The following is a 17,904-nucleotide window of genomic DNA, read 5'->3' as shown; positions in this document are numbered from 1 at the left end:
GGGCGCTTTTGCTATGAACGAGAAAATACTGGAAGTCAATAACCATCGCGTTACCTTCGACACCTATGCAGGGAAAGTACAGGCGGTGCGCGGTGTGTCATTCTATTTAAATAAAGGTGAAACCCTGGCGGTTGTCGGTGAGTCCGGCTGCGGAAAAAGTGTCACCTTTCAGTCCTTGATTAAACTGACGCCGTCACCACCGGCGCGCATCCAGTCCGACAGCATCAAATACAATGGCAAAGACATCGCCAAGTTTACGGACAGGCAGATGGAGAGTTTGCGGGGCAAGGAGTTCTCGATGATATTTCAAGATCCAATGACATCCCTGAACCCAACCATGCGTGTGGGACGCCAGATCACCGAGGGCATTCGCAAGCACCAGCAGCTGCAAGCCCGTGCTGCCGATGAGCGGGCAATCAACATGCTCAAGCTGGTGGGCATTCCCAGCCCGCAGCAGAATATGCTGCGCTATCCCCATACCTATTCGGGCGGTATGCGGCAGCGGATTATGATTGCGATCGCCCTGGCCTGCAACCCGAACATCCTGATCGCCGATGAGCCCACCACGGCTCTAGACGTGACAATGCAGGCACAAATTCTCGAGCTGATGAATGACCTCAAGGATAAGCTGGACACGGCCATCGTCCTGATTACCCACGACCTCGGTGTCGTCGCCCGGATGGCGCAGCGGGTCGCCGTGATGTATGCGGGCCAGATTGTCGAAACCGGTAGGTCAGAGGATATATTTTATACTCCCCGCCATCCCTATACCTGGGGTTTGCTGGGTTCAATGCCGATGGTCGGCGCCCAGGAAAGCAATAAGCTCAACGCGATACCGGGGACGCCGCCGGACTTGTTTGCGCCGCCACCAGGTTGCGCCTTCGCCGCCCGCTGCCCCCACTGCCTCGAGGTGTGCCGAGAGGTGGCGCCGCCGGAGTTTGAGGTCGGTGTGGGGCATAAAGCTGCTTGCTGGTTGCTGGATTCCCGGGCCCCTAAGGTGGCACCGCCCCGGTTTGAGCGCCATAAGTTTACCAGCGTCGAAGTATCCGAGACTCAGGATGGCACGCTGGCGGTTCGGGTCGAGAAGAGGGGAGGCGCAAGCGATGGTCACTAGTCCGCTTTTGCAAGTCAATGACTTGAAAAAATATTTCACCGTTGGCAAGGGCCAGGTCCTGAAAGCTGTTGATGGTGTTTCGTTTACGATTGAGCAAGGCGAGACCCTGGGGCTGGTTGGCGAGTCCGGTTGTGGCAAGACCACAGTTGGTCGCACAATTATCCGGCTATATGACGCCGACGGCGGCCAGGTGCTGTTTAATGGCAAAGATGTGCACAAGGCAAAGAAAACGGACAACAAAGAATTGACCCGGCGTATGCAGATGATTTTTCAGGATCCATATGCTTCGCTCAACCCGCGGATTACCGTCGGAGATTCCATCGGCGAGGGAATCATTATCCACGGGCTTTACAAAACCAAAGCGGAACGCCGGGAGCGTATATATGAGCTGCTGAATATGGTTGGGCTAAACAAAGAGCATGCCAACCGCTTTCCCCATGAGTTTTCCGGCGGCCAACGCCAGCGGGTGGGCATCGCCAGGGCTCTGGCGCTCAATCCTGATTTTATCATCTGCGATGAGGCGATTTCCGCCCTGGACGTTTCAATCCAGGCTCAGGTGGTCAATTTGCTCATGGACTTGCAGGACAAGCTGGGGCTTACCTATCTCTTCATTGCCCATGATTTGCGGATGGTCCGGCATATCTCGGACAGGACCGCCGTCATGTATCTGGGAATGATTGCGGAACTGGCCGCTTCGGAAGCGCTCTATACTAATCCTCAGCACCCGTATACCAAGGCGCTTTTATCCGCGGTTCCGGTTGCCGACCCCGAGTTCGAGCAGGCCCGCTCCCGGATTCTACTGGCAGGGGATGTGCCCAGTCCGGTTAATCCCGAAGCCGGCTGTCGGTTTATTGGGCGTTGTCCCTTGGCTTCGCCACTCTGCGCCGAAGCTGCGCCGGAGCTGCGGGAAGTGGAGCCGGGTCATTTTGTCGCCTGTTACCATGTTTAGCGCAGCCTATCTGGACGTATATGGATTAATATGGTAACTTGAACGGGCGAGAACTAGCTGCAAATCTTTACTTGGGGGGAAGAAGATGAATAAGCAAGAGGCCTTGGAATTCCTCAGCCGGACGGCAAAAGGACTGGCGGAAATGTTTGGCTCTTCCTGTGAAACCTTGGTGCATGACATGTCGAGACCTGACCACCCTATCCTTGCGATCTATAATGGTCATGTTTCCGGCCGTCAAGTGGGCTCAACGGTGGACATTCTCGGCGGGCATAACAAAATTGAAGCCCCGGGAACATCCGGGGAGGCGGACACTTCAGCAGGCGGAAAATTGAATATGGCCCTAATCACATACGACTATATCAATATGCTTGTCACTACACCTGAGGGTAAGAAGATCAAAAGCTCGACCTTTAATTTGGTCGGTGAGGATTACAGCCTGGCTTTGGGGATTAATTTCGACTTCACCGAGCTGGCATTCGCGTCCAGCGCCCTGGCGGATTTCGTCAGTGTCGGGCCGGATTTGCGCAGCGCCATCGCACTATCAAGCGACAACTTGCTCAACGATATCTTTGCCGAATGCGTGGCCGCGATTGGCAAACCAATATCGGCGTTTAAAAAGGCGGACCGCCTGCAGCTGATTGCGATGCTGGAGGAGAAGAACGCCTTTTCATTTCAGAAATCCGTGCCCTATGTCTCCGAGCGCCTGAATGTATCCCGGTATACAATTTATAAGTATTTAAACGAGCTCGCGGAAGGTTCGGCCGGATAGCAATAAAAAAGGGCCCTTAACGGGCCGCTGGATTGGTGCTCAGCTTTTGGATCTCTTCCGATAGTATCCGGATGCCGGTGAATAAGTCCGCATGGTCGGCATAGGCGAATGAGATGCGGATGTGCTGATTTGATTGGGCAAGGTAGCTGCTGCCGGGGTTGATAAGCACACCCCGTTTAAGGCAGGTATCGAAGAGTTTTTGCATGGACAGCGCTTGCTTTAACTTGAGCCAGATGAAGAAACCGCCGCTAGGGATTTGCCAATCTGCCAGCTCCCGGCAGTGGCGGTCCAGGGCCCGCAGGGCCAGGTCGCGCCGGGCTTTAAGCTCTTTGCGCAAATTCTGGAGATAGGCATCGAGGCCACCGCTTGCCAAAAGTTCGGTCACCGTCAGTTGGGACAGGGAGCTGGCGCCAAAGTCCAGCTGGGTTTTGATATCTGCCAGCCGTTTGATGGCGGCCTGATTGCCCACCACCCAGCCGATACGCAGGCCGGGGCTGAACATCTTGGACATGCTGCCGACAAACAGGACCAGCTCGTTGCGGTCATAGGCCTTGAGCGGTTTTGGCGCCTCGGCGCCAAAATATAGTTCTCTGTAGGTATCGTCTTCAATCACCGGTAGCCGTTCCGCTTCGCAGATCGCGATTAGCTCTTGCTTGCGGGCAGCACTCATCGAGATACCGGTGGGATTGTGGAAGGATGGAATCGTATACAACATGGCGGCGTTGGTCATCCGCCGGCGCTTGATGATGGTACTTGCCTGGATGCCCTCCGCGTCCATGGGCACGCCGTAGACCCGCAGGTCCACCGGGCCCGGCAGGTTGATTGAGTACAGGTAAGAAGGGTTTTCGGTGAGAATAGTTGAGCCCCGGTAGACCATGCCCAGGGCGATCAGGTTCAGGGCCTGGAGCGCGCCGGAGACGATGAGGATTTGTTCTGGCGGGGCTTCGACCCCGGATGTGGCTAGATAGGCACTCAGTTCTTTGCGCAGTTCATACGAGCCCTGGCCATGTTCATAGCCCAGGGAGTCCGCCCGTTTTATCGCTTTCGTTACGGAATCTTCCATCAGTTGTCGAGGATAAAGGGATGGCGAGAGTTCCGCCGCTCCCAACCTGATGGCCTGGGAGGAAAAGTATTTGTTTATCTGGTCGGCGGCCGAGAAATCCGGCTGGTAGGTGCCGGCGCGGATGTACGATTGCCAGTCCGGCCGCGGGTTGCCCGGAAGCTGAGACCAGACATTGGCGGTGACAACTGTCCCGCCGCGGGTGTTTCCCTCCAGCAGTCCTTCGGCTATCAGGTCTTGGATTGCCGCAGTCACCGTGCTTCGGTTTACGGCAAATTGCTGCGCCAACTGTCGCTGGGTAGGAATTTTGGAACCCACCGGCCAGCATTCATTCATGATTTGTTTTTTAAGATATTTCTTAATCTGTTCATACAGCGGAATTGGTGAAGCTTTATCCGGCTTCCAGGTCATTTGTGTACACTCCTTGCTGGATAGTGGGCCCGCTTTATATAGTTAAAGTTATGATAACAGAAACTGCGCCGGCGGGAAAGATGTCAGTCCGCCAGGCATATAAAAATTATCGGTAATATAGCTAAATCTATGGATGTCTAATCTGAGTAGTGAAGCATGAGTCAATAAATTTTAATCTAATTGGGGGAATGATGATGAGCGTATACGCACTTAAAGGCAGGGTAATCGATGGTGTTGCCGGGGAAGCTGTGGAGCAGGGAACTGTGCTGGTTCGGGATGGTAAAATCGAAAGTGTCGGCCCGCGTGAACAGATTTCTATACCGCCAGAGGCCGAGGTGATTGAAGTCAATGACGGCACGATTCTGCCCGGTTTTATCGACTGTCATACGCATTTTACCGGTGGTTTCGGAGGCAATATCTACACAACGTCTCATCATGAACTGATTCTCCAGGCTGCCCACGGGGTGGGGATTCTGCTGGATGCCGGCTTTACCGGCGCCCGGGATATGAGTATGTTCGGACCGTACCTAGCGAAATCGATTGACAAGGGATTCACCCGCGGGCCGCGGATTATGCCCGGTGGCCGCCTACTCAGTGTCACCGCCGGCCATGGCGACATGGATACCAATTTCTCGGTGGAGCACTGCCAGCGTCAGAATCCGATTACCCTGTTGGTGGACGGAGTCGATGAATGCCTCAAAGGCACCCGCAGCCAGTTTCGGATTGGCGCTAAATTCATTAAGATCAGCGCCACCGGCGGGGTTTCAAGCTTGGCCGACGGCCTGGACGATGTCCAGTTCTCCTTTGAAGAGGTAAAAGCAATTGTGGAAGAAGCCCGTCGCCACGGCACTTACGTCGCCGCCCACTGTACTGGCACCGCCGGCACTATCCAAGCCCTGGAGGCCGGTGTAACCAGCATCGAACACGGGGTTTTCTTGGATGAGCGGTGCATCGAGCTGATGGTAAAGAATGATGCCACCTTGGTCACGACCCTGAGCGTGTCCTTGGGGATCCCGAATATGAAGAATTTCCTGCCGCCCCATGTCTACGAAAAAGGTGTGCAATGCGCGGAGGCGAATCTGCGCTCGATTGAAATGGCCAGAAAAGCTGGAATCCGGATTGCCCTGGGTACAGACTTCTCCAATTCTAAAAACAGCCCCTATGCGGAAAACGGCAAAGAGTTCGTAAGCATGGTCAAGGCAGGTCTCACTCCCATGGAGGCGATTTGGGCTGGCACCCGAAACGCAGCCCATTTGATGAAGCTGGAATCAGAAATTGGTACCTTGGAGGCAGGTAAGTTGGCGGACATCGTGATTGTGGAAGGGAATCCGCTGGCGGACATCTCGGTGCTGGCCCATAAGGATAGTGTCAAGGTTGTGCTTAAAGACGGCGTTGTGGAAAAAAACGCTCTAGCTTAATACGTTGCGGATATAATCAAGATTTAATCGGGAGGCAATCTAATGGAAAAAGTTTTGCTTGCGACATTGGCGGCTTTAAGATCCAGCGGTGAAAACCCGGAACAGCCCGTGTTGAACATTACCCTCAAGCCCCATAGCGGCGCTGATTATCAGATTAAGTATGTGGATGTAATTTATGGTCTGGAAAACCCACAAGTTTCGGCTGATGTGCCTCTGGTTGCTCTGCCGCTGAATGTGGCTTCCATTCCCTGTAGTGAATTGTCGGAGAAGGGAGTTGTCGCCTGGGACGAAGCCGGACCTCTGACGCTTAATGAAACTGATGGCGTCGGCCGTCTCGGCCCGGAAAAGCAATGGCGGCCTGACCGGCAGCTCATTGGAAATGTCGCCCTGGCCTACCGCTTCTACCCCAGGGTAGTGCCCGAGGATTATCGTTCCAGCCCCTACTTTGACTTCCGGAACGAGCAGTACGGCGCCAACGGCGCCGGCCTGACCTTTCTCATGGCGCCTGAGGAGAAAACTTATACTGTAAATCTGCGCTGGGACTTATCCGAAATGCCTGCCGATGCTTGGGCGATGACCTTACAAGGCAAAGGGGATATCTCCTACGTGGGCACGCCCCAGGACTTCCGATTTACGTACTATCAAGTGGGGAAGATTCAGGAGTTTACATTTGCAGAAGACAGTCGGTTTTCAATGTATTTGTTGAGCGACCCGTTGTTTGACCCCAAGGAAATCTCTGCAAAGCTGCTGGATTTATATGCGTATATGACCAAGTTCTTTTCCGACGAAGCGCTGGAATACAAAGTACTGTTTCGCAAAGATCCGTTCAAACTCAGCGGCGGCGGCACTGCGCTGCCGGGCGGGTTTATGTATGGCTATAGTGAGGCGGTGCGGCCGACTCCGGAAACGGCCCTGGATACGCTGGCCCATGAGATGGCGCATAATTGGCCGAAGATGGAAGATCTGGGTGGCGAGGGCACATGGTTTAACGAGGGAACAGCAGAGTTTTATTCTCTGGTTCTGCCCTACCGCGCCGGCATAACAGATTTGGATTTTGTCGCAAGGCAGATTAGCAAACGCAGCACCAGGTATTTCTTCAATCCCTATATCGAGTATGCCAACACAGATTTGTACAAGCTTTACTGGAAGGACAGAAGATCCCAGGAGTTTCCCTATGGACGCGGATTCTTCTACCTGGTGGACACCGATATGAAAATTCGCCGTAAATCCGCGGGCGCACGCTGCCTCGATAACATTGTGTTGGAGCTGGTCGCCAGGCGGAAAAGCGGGAAGACCGTGAAAGTGGCAGACTGGGAAGAACTGATTGAAAAAGAGTTGGGGCCCGCTGGCGTGGAGGAGTTCCGGGCGATAGCCAATGGCAAAGTGATGGAGCCAAACCCAGATTGGTTTGACGGCGCTTTTACCTTCCGGCGCGGGCAGGTCCTGCACAGGCTGTCCCAGACGATGATCGAAGGTTATATCTGGGAGAAGCGGCCGGATGTATCGGAAGATAACGTTCAATTATAAAGACCGGATTTTTAGTTCAGGTATAGATAAGTATTTGTTTCTGGTCGGAGGGGGTTTGGGAAATGTATGATTTTGATACTTTGGTGAACCGCAGTGGAATTGGCAATATGAAAGATTTGCTTCTGCCCGAATCAATTCGCAAGCAGGGCATGATTGCCTTTTCCGGCGCTGAGATGGATTTTAAGACTGCCCCGAGCGTTGTCGGGGCTGTGAACAAAAGGGTTGAAAACGGACTGTTTGGGTTTACGGTCAAGGACAGAAGTTACTTGCAGGCCGTAGGCTGGTGGCTGCGGGAGGTCAGGGCTTGGCCTGTGGACGCAGACTGGATTGTGCCAACACTGGGGACCATCTTTTCGCTGGCCACTGCGATCCGGATGACCACCAAGGTAGGTGAGGGGATTATTATCCAGCCGCCGGTGTACTACCGCTATGAGCAGGCGGCCAGCAGGCTGAAACGGAAGACAGTTAATAATCCCTTAATTTTGGAAAACGGGCAGTATCACATGGATTTTGACAACTTGGAAAAGTGTATGGCTGATCCGAACAATAAGTTATTTGTGCTCTGTAATCCTCACAACCCGATTGCTCGCGTCTGGCCGGAAGCAGACTTGAAGCAGCTCGCCGGCCTTGCCCGCAAGTATGGTGTGGTGGTGTTCAGCGATGAGATTTTTGCCGAAGTGGCCTTTGAAGGACACAGGGTGACGCCCTATGCGGCCCTGGCGGAAGCCGAGGAATTGGCAATTGTCGCCACATCCCTAGGCAAAACGTTTAATTTCACCGGTGTCAACCATGCCAATATCATCATCCCGGATAATAGGTTGCGGGAGGCGTTTATTGCCCAGCGGGACGCCGACCATTTCGGCAGCATTGATCCGCTGGTCCATGCTGCGGTCTGCGGAGCGTATTGTCCCGAGGGCTTGGAATGGGTGGAGGCGATGCGTGAGTACGTCGCCGCCAATATATGCTTTCTCCAGGAGTTTGTGGGTAAAAAGCTTCCCAATATCAAGGTGTTGCCGGTGGAAGGCGCCTTTATCGCCTGGCTGGATATGCGCGGGCTTGGCCTTTCCGAGCCAGAACTAATGACATTTTTGGAGCAGCAAGCGTATCTCTGCGTTGACCCGGGTGGCGATTATGGTGTCGGGGGTAAAGGGTTTGTTCGGATGAATATCGCCACGCCCCGCAAAGAATTGGAACGGGCGTTGAGCTTGCTGGCGGAAGCGGTGAACACGCAGTTTCCAGCAGCGTGTCTAAGCTGTGCCAGGTAAACTTTCCGGGGTAGTGATCTAATCGGAGGTGTGGGTATGTCGAATAAACCGCGAAGATTATTTAAGATAGAAGATATGGAAAAGATTGTCTATGTTTCGGCGCCAACTGTGGCGCCGGCCGGGGACGAAGTTGTGTTTGTCAGATACAGCATTGATAGCGAGACCAAGGCACATGTTCCCCATCTTTACCGGGTGTCTGTTGAAGGCGGCGAGGCAAGGCGCGTACTTGAGACTCCGGCGGACAGGCCCTTGTTTTCACCGGATGGCAGTAAACTTGCCTACTTGTCCAAGGGCAGGCAGGAGACACAAATCTGGCTGCTGGATCGGCAATCCGGGGAGTCAACTCAGCTAACCCGCCTGCGTCATGGCGTGAGCAATTTCGTTTGGTCGCCGGATGGCAGGAAAATTGCTTTTGAAACCAAAGCGTGGCAAGAGCAAGACGAGGCGGAAATTTTTCTGGAAATGACCGCGAAAGAAATGGAACAGTGGCAATGGGAACAGGAAAACATGCCCCGGGCCACCGAAGAATTAATGTATAAATTTGATGAGACCTTTGGCTTTGCCGACGGCAGCGTGCGGCAGATTGGCATCGTCGACCTGGAAACCGGGTCGGCAAAACTGGTCACGGATAGAAAGCACCATGCCAACACTCCGGCCTGGTCCCATGACAGCAAAGTCATTGCCTATTATAAATTCCCGTACAGTCATCATCAGGCAAAACGCTTCGAAATATTCGTCACTGACCTGACAAGCGGCGAGACAAAACAGGTGACCCAAGACACGAAATTCATGGGCTCATCAGCGCCGATTTTTACCCCCGATAACAAGGGAATTTTTTTCGCGGCGCTCCTGGCCCAAGACAAGTATTTTGTGCTCAAGCTGGCGAGAAAGTCTTTAGCTGGCGATGAGGTGATAAACTTATTTCCGGAAAAAGAGGTATGCCATGGTGTCAGCCCCGCCTGGACCGGCCGAACCGAATACGGAGCAATGAATCCGGATTACCAACTGGCGGGGGATTATATCTACTTTACATCCACCTGGGACGGACAGGCCCATTTATACCGGCTTTGTTTGACGGGGACTCCGGAGATCGAAAAACTGACCACAGGTGAGATCAGCGTCCGCACCTTTTGCGCTCCGGTAGGTGGCAAACTTGTCTATACCCGTGGCGGTTACGAGGCCCCGGATGACGTATTTTGCCTTGACCTGGAAACCCGCAGGGAAAAACGTCTGACTGATAGCAACGAGTGGCTCGCTGAAATCGTCAACAGCAAGCCGGAGGAGATGTGGATAGAATCCCTAGACGGCAAAGCGCGGATCCACGGCTGGGTGATTCCGCCGGCCCAGGTGGAGCCGGGCAAAAAATACCCGGTTGTTCTTTACATTCACGGGGGACCCCAGGTCTCCTGGACCGCTGCCTGGTGGCATGAATTCCAGGCGCTGGCGGCCTCCGGCCACGCAGTGGTCTATTGCGATCCCCGGGGCAGTGCCGGCTACGGGCACGACTTTGTCAGCGGCGCTTATGCCTGGAGCCAGGAACCGATGGATGATTTGATGGCCTATGTGGATGCCGCTCTTGAGAAGTATCCGTACCTGGACGGAGGGCGCCTGGGCGTCACCGGCGGCAGCTATGGCGGCTATATGACTGTAAAGCTGGTCGGCAGATTGAACCATCGCTTCAAGGCCGCCGTGGGCCAGAGAATTTTATGTAATCCGGCGACATCATACGGGACCGGGGACATGGGCTTCATTTCCAGTTCCCCATCCAAGCCCAGGAGTTTTAAGGAGTATATCTTTAATCGTACCAAGGGCAACCCGATTACCTGGATCGACAAGATGAAAACGCCGTTTCTGATCTTGCACGGCATGCTGGATTACCGCTGCTCGGCGGAGCAGGCGGAACAGCTTTTCATTGCGATGAAAGAGCGCAACCCGGAGATTCCGGTGCGGATGGTTTTGTTTCCCGGGGAAAACCATGACCTGACCAGGAGTGGCAAGATTACCGCTCAAATGCGCCATCTGGATGAACTGGTGAACTGGTTTGTGAACTATCTAAGTGAGGGGGAGCGGTAAGATGGGGCAGGAAAATAGATTTCCCAGGACCGAAGATTTTTATGATATAGAGTATGTTTCCACACCTGATTACTGCCCTGCCAAAAATCTGCTCGCTTATGTATTGAGCCAGGGAACGAAAAGGGATTATGTTCAGCGGGTTTTGGTAAAGGACTTGGCCACTGGCAAGCTGCAACAGATGTCAGCAGGGGGCAATGTTGAAACAAGCCCGCGGATTTCGCCTGATGGCAGCAAGCTCCTGCTTTGCTCAAACGCTACTGGAGACCCGCAAGTCTGGGTGGTGGATTTGACAACCGGCGAAAAACGGCGATTGACCAGCATGCGCTACGGGGCGACAGAGCCAGTTTGGTCCCCCCATGGCGACAAGATTGCCTTTATTGCCGGGGCGCCTGGAACAGACGCTCCGGATGCGTTGCAAGTGATGCGCGATCCCGGGGATGTGGCCCGCGAGGAGCGGGAACGCCGTCGCCAACCGGTGGCTGCCGAAGATTACGGCTATAAGAGTGATGAGAATATGGGCTTTGCCCGGGATGTGCCGCCACCCCATATCTGGGTGATTGGTCTTGAGGACCAGCATGCCAGGTGTCTCACCGATGGGGAGAAAAAGCATGTAATGCCGGTGTGGGCGCCGGATGGCAAGACGATTCTCTTTGCCAGCAACCGGGAACGGGAAGCCCGGGAGTTTCTGGGCATGGATCTGTTCACTGTAGCGGTGGATTCGGGAGAAATAACGCGGCTCACCGAGGATGTGCTGGTGGCCCACTACCCGAAGCGAATCGTGCCCCGCTACACGCCCGATGGCAAGCAGATTGTATTTGGTGCGTTGGTACCCAATGGTGAAGGCCTACCCCCCTGTTATTTGTACAGCATTCCGGCCGGAGGCGGCAAGCCGGTACAGCTCTTTGGCGCCGATGCGCCCTGTGACGGCGCGACTAGGTTTCTGTACAATGCCACCCGCTATGGCGATGTCTATGAGACCATGCAAATAAGCGAGGACAGTGAATTTGCCTACTTTATTTCCGGCTGGCACGGCACGGGCAATGTCTACCGGGTCAAGCTGGACGGGACTTCATCGGTGGAGGCGGTGACCAGCGGCCAGGAAAATTACTGCTCGCTCAGCGTACCTGAAGAGAACAAGTCCATTGTGGTAAAATGCGATGCCCTGCATTTCGAAGATATTTTCCTGCTGGATTTGGGGACCGGTGAAACAGAGCAACTGACCAGACACAATCAGTGGCTGGAGGATGTGGCCCTGAGCGCTATGGATGAAATGTGGATCGACACCCTGGATGGTAACAGCAAAGTCCAGGGCTGGGTACTCAAGCCCCAGCAGGCCGAATCCGGGGAAAAGTATCCGGCTGTGCTCTATATCCACGGCGGCCCGACACCGTTTTACGGGTATGCCCTCACTTATGAGTTTCAGTGCCTGGCCGCCCAGGGGATTGGCGTCATCATGGTGAACCCCCGGGGCAGCTCCGGGTATGGTCCGGAGCATGGGCGCATCTCCCTGGCCTATGACGGCAGCGCCTACTACGATTTGCTCCAGTTCACCAGTGAAGCGGTGCGTCGTTTCGACTGGATTGACGGTGAGCGCCTGGGAGTCTGCGGCGGCTCCTATGGCGGCTATATGACCAACTGGATCGCCGGTCATTCCAAGCGGTTCAAAGTGGCCGCCACCCACAGGAGTCCGGTGAATAATTTGATCAGTTACGCTTCATCAGATATGGGTGCCAACGGGCGCGCAAAACAATATGCCTCTTATGAGGAGTTCATGCTTGCCGAGCTGGAGAAATCTCCGGTGACGTACAGCGACAAAATCGACATTCCCTTCTTGATACTGCACAGCACCCAGGACATGCGCTGTCCGGTGGAAGGGGCGCATCAACTGTACACGGCGGTTAAAGATCAACACCCGAATCTGCCGGTGCGCATGGTTTTGTTCCCCAACTCCAATCATGGCCTGACCATGTCCGGACCCATGTATTTGCGGATCATTCATTACAATGAGAATATCCGCTGGTTTAAAAAGTATCTCTAAATAGGAAATATAGAAACAACCAGCCAATTTTGACTGGTTGTTTCCTGTTTATTGCGGCGGCTAAAGGTTCAAAATTTCCTGTATTCTATCCAAGTTTATCTCAGTTGAGATCTCCGACTGCCGCCAATGCTTACAGCCCGGGTAGTCAAGAAGCACGCACTGAGCCGGTAGGCCCAAGTTTTGTGCCTTTAACCCGCCATCAATCAAGGTTAAGGCGCAGGCTATCCCAACAACACCCTCATTTGCATGGCCTCTCCCCATCCAACGGGAAAAGGTTTCAGATTCGTGGGGAATGATGAACACCGAAAAATCATTTTTCACGCCCAACACCACCAAGATAGCTACCTGACAATCCCTGGTACAAACCTGACATTCGTACCCGTTTTCTGTTCACTTTGCTTTGCAGTGCTGGCCTGCCTTTCTCATACAGCGGGGAACAAGGACAACCTTTTTAGCCGAGCCCGAAAAATCCCTGCGATAGGCCCAATTGAGGATTTCAGAACCCACCATGTTGAGGAAATACTCCACCCTGCTTCGTCCGCAGAGGATAACCTCCTCGCGCCAGTCTCGTCTAGGTAGCTCAATCCGGAGGAACTTATCGTAGCCCTGTGTATACTTACCAAGTACATCTAAGCTGGTCTTATCAAACCATTGGGCAAAATCCTTGAGGGCTTGAATAAACTTCTTATTTTGGGGCACGGACAGTGAGGAGGCAAAACTGACCCAGCCCCGGAGATTACTTGTTTCCAAGATAAATTCCCGGTCGCCTCCATCCAGGTTATCAGGGAATCAAGCTCTACTTCACCCTCCGACTCACCGCCCCGCCCAGCGAAAGCCGTGAGCAGTAGACCTCGCCCTTGGTCAGCAATGATTTTTACCAGTCCACCACGACGTCTTTTCCTGGCCAGAAAGTATAACAAGCTCTTTAATGGCAAGAACTTTGCAGCTCTTCCCCCATATACTTGGAGGTACACTCCAATGCTAAGGAATTCCAAAGCGTATTCCAAATCCGTCTTTTTCTTGCCCGGGAACCAATCTCGGTATAACTCAATCCATATCCTGTAGGACTCAGCCTGGGCTAAGACCCGGGATGCAAATTCTGAAACATCTTCATAAAAGGCGGAGGAATTTTCCTCTCCTTGCCTAAGGTCATACACAGTCACATCTATTCCCCCGTTTCGAGTAGAACTAATTTTAGAATAGCATATTTTTTCCAAAGCAATGGTGTTACTAGCAGCTTTTTTTACTAAAAAAACTCCGGCGAACCGGAGCATTATTGTAGCACTAAATAGTGCAGTATAAAGGGTATCGCTGAAACATGTGCAACCAATAAACTGGGGTATAGGATGTAAGCATACTATGGTGTTACGGAACTTTTCACCAGCAATCAGCCCCAATAGAAACAATGCAAAAACGGTGATTCCAATTAGGACTACAACAGTCTTTTTAAAGAAGGTTTCTCGCTTCAATTAAAACACCTGACTGATTGTTAGTTGGTTGCCTCCAGGTTGGCAGTGAAGTGGCAAGATTATGCCTCTCTATTGGTGTATAATGGTATCAAAGACTTCTAGTTTCCAAAGGGAGGTATCGCCATGAGTATTCACAAGAAGTTGAAGCTGAACACTGTCTGCCTGATGAAAGTTAGTGGAGAGTTGATTAAATCGGGCAGGCAATCGTTGCAACCGGATATGCATGTCGGCGTTGAGAAAGTCTCTGAGGAAGTGGTGTTTATCGGGGTTCAATTCCATCTGGAAAGCCGAAACTATCAGCTGGCTTTGCGCTGGTTGGTCCATTACGATGTCCTGGAGCCGGTGACCCGGGATGAGGTGGTAGCGGAGATGAATAGTCTGCTCATTCCCTGTCTACAACAGAACTCGATTTTAGTGGGGATTTTGACCGAAAAGATTGTCGGTCAGCCGGTGGTTCTGCCCCCAGTGGCCAAGGGAACCAAGCCGAAACCGGAGGTCAAGCACTAAGGATCAAAGGCCGATGTATTCGGCGTACACCGATTTGGCGACGGACTCATCTTTGACATTCTTGATGATTGCCCGCCCGTCAGGAAAGAGATTAAATTCAATTTTGTCATCGCTAAACCGGAGCATGAATCGGTTGTATTTTACTCTGCCAGCCTGCTTGAGCTTGGCGGCAATGGCTTCCAGGTCCAGGGTTACGCTTGTCCCCGGCACCACTTGAATTGAATCACGGCCACAGAGACTTGTTGTGTAGGAGCCTGTGGACTGACCGAGGCGTTCATACTGATGATGAGCGCAGACAGGACAGTCAGGGCTTCTTTTTATGTCCAGGTAATCGGTGAAGTTATGCCAGAGATCAATGGTGACCATTGTCTGGCGGACATCGGGCGAACCAATGAGGATTTTAATTGCTTCGGCAGATTCGATGCTAGCGGTGATGCCAGTAATCATATTGATAACCCCGGCTGTGCTGCAGGTGGGATAGGAACCGGGCGCCGGCGCATGGGGGTAGACACAGCGCAGGCATGGTGTTTCCCCCGGCAAAATATTCAGGGAGGCGCCGGTGCTCATAATCGCGCCACCATAAATCCAGGGCGTTTTTGTTTTTACGCAAGCCTCGTTCACAAGGTAACGAACCTCAAAATTGTCTGAGCCATCTACCACCAGATCAACATCGGCAATTAGTTTTTCAACATTGGCCGGGTTGACATCGGCCACCACCGGCTCCAGGGTGATTTCTGAGTTAACGGCTTGTAGTTGTTTGCCGGCAGCCACCGCCTTTGGGGTTTGCTGGTGGGCATCAGCTTCGGTGAACAGGGTCTGGCGTTGTAAGTTGCTCAACTCCACATAATCCCTGTCGATGAGCCGGAGATAGCCGACCCCGGCCCGACAGAGGTTGTTGGCGATGACCGTGCCCAGGGCGCCGATGCCGACAATCGCAACCTTGGCAGCCAGCAATTTTTCCTGTCCCTCACTGCCGATCTTCTTGAATTGCATCTGTCGGGAGTATCTTTGCATGGTCATGACAGCACCTCCTTGAGTCCGCCTTCGGCCGCCAGCGAGTTAATGGCTTCTATGCATTTGTCTATGTCCTGCTCGCTGTTAAAACAGCCTATGCTAATCCGCAGGGTGCCGCCGCTGGCCAGGGTGCCCAAGGTATTATGGGCATCGGGTGCGCAATGGAGGCCGGAGCGGACTGAGATGTTGAAGGCATTGTCCAGGATGAGCGCCGCTTCCACCACATCCATGTCTGCAAATGTAACAGAAACAACGCCGCTCCTGGTTGGTCCCGCAGGCGGCCCGTGGATTGTGAGACCGGGAATCCTCTGCAGGCCGGTAATAAGGCGTGATGCCAGCTGGGCTTCCCTGTGCTGGATAGTCTCCACCCCTGCTTCTAGAATGTACCTGATACCTGCTGCCAGGCCGGCAATGCCAGGGGTGTTGGGGGTGCCGCTTTCGTAACGCTCAGGTCCGGTCGGAGGTTGGGTGAGTAACTCGGAACGGCTGCCGGTGCCGCCCTCCCGTATTGTTTTCAGTGACAAGCCATCCCGGATATAGAGTCCGCCGGTCCCCTGGGGGGCCAGCAAACCTTTGTGGCCGGGAAAGGCTAAAAGATCAATATTGCACTTATTAACATCGATTGGGATTGTTCCAGCTGATTGGGCCGCATCTATAAGTAGACGAAGCTTCCGCTCCCGGCAGAGGACGCCAATTTCGGCGATTGGATTCACGGTGCCGGTCACATTGGAGACATGGGTGATGGCTACCAGTTTGGTGTTGCTTTTAATCGCTGCCTTCAGCGTTTCCATATTGATTCCGTCAACAGGGGAGGTTTCTACTTTTGTTACCTCTATGCCGCGGGCCTGGAGTTCTTCCAAGGGGCGGGCGACAGAATTATGTTCCATGCTGCTGGTAATCACATGGTCTCCCGGTTCTAAGCAGCCCTTAAGCGCTAGGTTCAGGGAATCGGTTGCGTTTAAGGTAAAGACGATAGTTTCCGGATTCGATAAGTTAAAGAGCTGCGCCGCCAGCAACCGCGCTTCTTCTATAGTCCTGTGGGCGGCCAGGGATAACTTATGGCCGGAACGACCCGGGTTGCCACTGGCTTCGCGCATTGCCTTTGTAACTGCCGAATATACTGATTCTGGTTTAGGCCAGGAAGTGGCGGCGTTGTCGAGATAAATCATGGACTCACTCCTTCGCAAATGTTTGCAAAGTGATATCTAATATTATAGCAAAGGATTGAGGCGGGGGGGAATAAACTGCAGGTTCTGTCGAATTGGCGGACATGGAAATGCTAGTATTTTCCTGAGAACAGAATTATAATGCAGTTAGATAGGGAGGTGTGACTTTGCGCATATTATGGTTGTTATTGTTACTATGCATGTTAAGCGCTTGTGCTGGACCGTCGCCTGTTGCCAATCCTGACCCTGTCCAACCTGAGCCGTCTGGACCGGTAGAGATTAGGGCGGCGCCTGCTCCCATAGAAAAGCCCGCTCCGGTTGAGAAGCCAGCTTCCCCGCCGGATCCAATGCCTCCTGTCACAAGCAAGGAAATGTTGGCTGACGGCCTGGATGCAGAACTGCTGGCCTTGGCAAAGGTCATGGAGCAGAGATATGGTGATTTGACTCCTCGGGAATGGGGCGAAAGGGTTACCGGTGTGATTACCCGCATTGATACATCAGACAAGGTTATAGCACTCACCTTTGATGCATGTGGCGCCAGTGGGCTCAGCGCTGGCTACGACCGGGAGTTAATCGACTTTTTAACCCAGGAGCAGATACCGGCGACTTTATTTTTAAGCGGTCAGTGGATTGAAGCCAATAAACAGATTGCGCGGGAACTGGCCCAGAATCCGTTGTTTGTAATCGAAAACCATGGTTACCGTCATCGCCCGCTTTCGGTGGCAGGCAAGAATGCCTATGGGATTGAGGGGACCGGGAGTATCCGGGAAGTTGTGGCGGAAATCGGGCTGAACGACCGTCTGATAAAAGAGCTGACCGGACGCGCGCCGGTTTATTATCGTTCCGGCACGGCATATTATGATGAAGTGGCAGTAATGATTGCCCGGGATATGGGCAAAGAAGTAATTAATTTTAATGTGCTGGGTGATGCCGGGGCAACCTTTTCCAATGCTCAGATTGAGAAGAACCTGCTGGGCGCGAAACCGGGAGCAATTATACTCTATCATATGAATCGCCCGGAATCGGATACTGCCGCGGCCCTGATAGAAACCCTACCCAAGTTGCAGGAGCAGGGTTTTCGGTTTGTGCATTTAAGGGAATACCATAAGCACTTGAAATAAATG

15 protein-coding genes are annotated in these 17,904 nt (G+C 53.2%); 10 read left to right on the top strand and 5 right to left on the bottom strand.

The features are described 5' to 3' along the window. The first annotated feature begins 13 nt into the window (after positions 1–13). From FH749_10595 to FH749_10585, 3 genes are all read left to right on the top strand, one after another. On the top strand, positions 14–1,114 hold the full coding sequence (locus FH749_10595; GenBank protein ID MTI95913.1) for an ABC transporter ATP-binding protein: 1,101 nt from the start codon (positions 14–16) through the stop codon (positions 1,112–1,114). Beyond that, positions 1,104–2,063, top strand: a complete 960-nt coding sequence (locus tag FH749_10590; GenBank protein ID MTI95912.1) for an ABC transporter ATP-binding protein — start codon at positions 1,104–1,106, stop codon at positions 2,061–2,063. Before FH749_10595 ends, FH749_10590 begins: the two co-directional genes overlap by 11 nt. 85 nt (positions 2,064–2,148) lie before the next feature. Then, positions 2,149–2,832 carry a transcriptional regulator gene (locus FH749_10585; GenBank protein ID MTI95911.1) on the top strand — a complete coding sequence of 228 codons (684 nt, stop codon included), beginning with the start codon at positions 2,149–2,151 and terminating at the stop codon, positions 2,830–2,832. 16 nt (positions 2,833–2,848) lie between these two features. Here the strand turns inward: FH749_10585 and FH749_10580 are convergent, their stop codons facing one another. Continuing rightward, positions 2,849–4,303, bottom strand: a complete 1,455-nt coding sequence (locus FH749_10580) for a PLP-dependent aminotransferase family protein (protein MTI95910.1) — start codon at positions 4,301–4,303, stop codon at positions 2,849–2,851. Positions 4,304–4,497: 194 nt separating this feature from the next. Between FH749_10580 and FH749_10575 the strand changes: the two genes are divergently transcribed. The 5 genes from FH749_10575 (at position 4,498) to FH749_10555 (ending at position 12,624) form a co-directional block, all read left to right on the top strand. Beyond that, complete coding sequence (locus FH749_10575) at positions 4,498–5,721, top strand: amidohydrolase family protein (GenBank protein MTI95909.1); 1,224 nt, start codon at positions 4,498–4,500, stop codon at positions 5,719–5,721. A gap of 42 nt (positions 5,722–5,763) precedes the next feature. Then, positions 5,764–7,248: a hypothetical protein gene (locus FH749_10570; GenBank protein MTI95908.1), complete on the top strand. Its 1,485-nt coding sequence runs from the start codon at positions 5,764–5,766 to the stop codon at positions 7,246–7,248. A gap of 62 nt (positions 7,249–7,310) precedes the next feature. Continuing rightward, positions 7,311–8,513 carry an aminotransferase class I/II-fold pyridoxal phosphate-dependent enzyme gene (locus tag FH749_10565; GenBank protein MTI95907.1) on the top strand — a complete coding sequence of 401 codons (1,203 nt, stop codon included), beginning with the start codon at positions 7,311–7,313 and terminating at the stop codon, positions 8,511–8,513. A 36-nt stretch (positions 8,514–8,549) separates the two neighbouring features. Beyond that, positions 8,550–10,586: a S9 family peptidase gene (locus FH749_10560; protein ID MTI95906.1), complete on the top strand. Its 2,037-nt coding sequence runs from the start codon at positions 8,550–8,552 to the stop codon at positions 10,584–10,586. A 1-nt stretch (position 10,587) separates the two neighbouring features. Beyond that, positions 10,588–12,624, top strand: a complete 2,037-nt coding sequence (locus tag FH749_10555; protein ID MTI95905.1) for a S9 family peptidase — start codon at positions 10,588–10,590, stop codon at positions 12,622–12,624. Positions 12,625–12,684: 60 nt separating this feature from the next. Here the strand turns inward: FH749_10555 and FH749_10550 are convergent, their stop codons facing one another. Further along, positions 12,685–12,963 carry a DUF116 domain-containing protein gene (locus FH749_10550; GenBank protein MTI95904.1) on the bottom strand — a complete coding sequence of 93 codons (279 nt, stop codon included), beginning with the start codon at positions 12,961–12,963 and terminating at the stop codon, positions 12,685–12,687. Positions 12,964–13,253: 290 nt separating this feature from the next. Beyond that, the gene (locus FH749_10545; GenBank protein MTI95903.1) at positions 13,254–14,093 is read right to left on the bottom strand and encodes a hypothetical protein; all 840 of its coding nucleotides are present in this window, start codon (positions 14,091–14,093) and stop codon (positions 13,254–13,256) included. A gap of 123 nt (positions 14,094–14,216) precedes the next feature. Here FH749_10545 and FH749_10540 point away from each other — a divergent pair, with 123 nt between their 5' ends. Next, the gene (locus tag FH749_10540) at positions 14,217–14,600 is read left to right on the top strand and encodes a hypothetical protein (GenBank protein MTI95902.1); all 384 of its coding nucleotides are present in this window, start codon (positions 14,217–14,219) and stop codon (positions 14,598–14,600) included. 3 nt (positions 14,601–14,603) lie between these two features. On the opposite strand, the gene FH749_10535 is transcribed toward FH749_10540, so the two are convergent. Both FH749_10535 and FH749_10530 read right to left on the bottom strand, forming a co-directional pair. Beyond that, complete coding sequence (locus FH749_10535) at positions 14,604–15,620, bottom strand: thiazole biosynthesis adenylyltransferase ThiF (protein ID MTI95901.1); 1,017 nt, start codon at positions 15,618–15,620, stop codon at positions 14,604–14,606. Beyond that, complete coding sequence (locus FH749_10530; GenBank protein MTI95900.1) at positions 15,617–16,783, bottom strand: aminotransferase class V-fold PLP-dependent enzyme; 1,167 nt, start codon at positions 16,781–16,783, stop codon at positions 15,617–15,619. The genes FH749_10535 and FH749_10530 overlap by 4 nt, the downstream gene beginning before the upstream one ends. Before the next feature lie 344 nt (positions 16,784–17,127). Here FH749_10530 and FH749_10525 point away from each other — a divergent pair, with 344 nt between their 5' ends. After that, positions 17,128–17,901: a polysaccharide deacetylase gene (locus tag FH749_10525; protein MTI95899.1), complete on the top strand. Its 774-nt coding sequence runs from the start codon at positions 17,128–17,130 to the stop codon at positions 17,899–17,901. Positions 17,902–17,904: the final 3 nt, after the last annotated feature.

This window comes from Bacillota bacterium (assembly GCA_009711825.1).
Classification (GTDB): Bacteria; Bacillota; Proteinivoracia; order UBA4975; family VEMY01; genus VEMY01.
Note: the sequence above shows the minus strand (reverse complement) of the source record. Positions and strands in the feature narration are given on the sequence as shown.

What these genes read in the sequence shown, in the direction of transcription:
- FH749_10595 (MTI95913.1), top strand. Translation starts at nt 14, where the DNA reads ATGAACGAGAAAATACTGGAAGTCAATAACCATCGCGTTACCTTCGAC.
- FH749_10590 (MTI95912.1), top strand. Translation starts at nt 1,104, where the DNA reads ATGGTCACTAGTCCGCTTTTGCAAGTCAATGACTTGAAAAAATATTTC.
- FH749_10585 (MTI95911.1), top strand. Translation starts at nt 2,149, where the DNA reads ATGAATAAGCAAGAGGCCTTGGAATTCCTCAGCCGGACGGCAAAAGGA.
- FH749_10580 (MTI95910.1), bottom strand. Translation starts at nt 4,303, where the DNA reads ATGACCTGGAAGCCGGATAAAGCTTCACCAATTCCGCTGTATGAACAG.
- FH749_10575 (MTI95909.1), top strand. Translation starts at nt 4,498, where the DNA reads ATGAGCGTATACGCACTTAAAGGCAGGGTAATCGATGGTGTTGCCGGG.
- FH749_10570 (MTI95908.1), top strand. Translation starts at nt 5,764, where the DNA reads ATGGAAAAAGTTTTGCTTGCGACATTGGCGGCTTTAAGATCCAGCGGT.
- FH749_10565 (MTI95907.1), top strand. Translation starts at nt 7,311, where the DNA reads ATGTATGATTTTGATACTTTGGTGAACCGCAGTGGAATTGGCAATATG.
- FH749_10560 (MTI95906.1), top strand. Translation starts at nt 8,550, where the DNA reads ATGTCGAATAAACCGCGAAGATTATTTAAGATAGAAGATATGGAAAAG.
- FH749_10555 (MTI95905.1), top strand. Translation starts at nt 10,588, where the DNA reads ATGGGGCAGGAAAATAGATTTCCCAGGACCGAAGATTTTTATGATATA.
- FH749_10540 (MTI95902.1), top strand. Translation starts at nt 14,217, where the DNA reads ATGAGTATTCACAAGAAGTTGAAGCTGAACACTGTCTGCCTGATGAAA.
- FH749_10535 (MTI95901.1), bottom strand. Translation starts at nt 15,620, where the DNA reads ATGACCATGCAAAGATACTCCCGACAGATGCAATTCAAGAAGATCGGC.
- FH749_10530 (MTI95900.1), bottom strand. Translation starts at nt 16,783, where the DNA reads ATGATTTATCTCGACAACGCCGCCACTTCCTGGCCTAAACCAGAATCA.
- FH749_10525 (MTI95899.1), top strand. Translation starts at nt 17,128, where the DNA reads ATGCCTCCTGTCACAAGCAAGGAAATGTTGGCTGACGGCCTGGATGCA.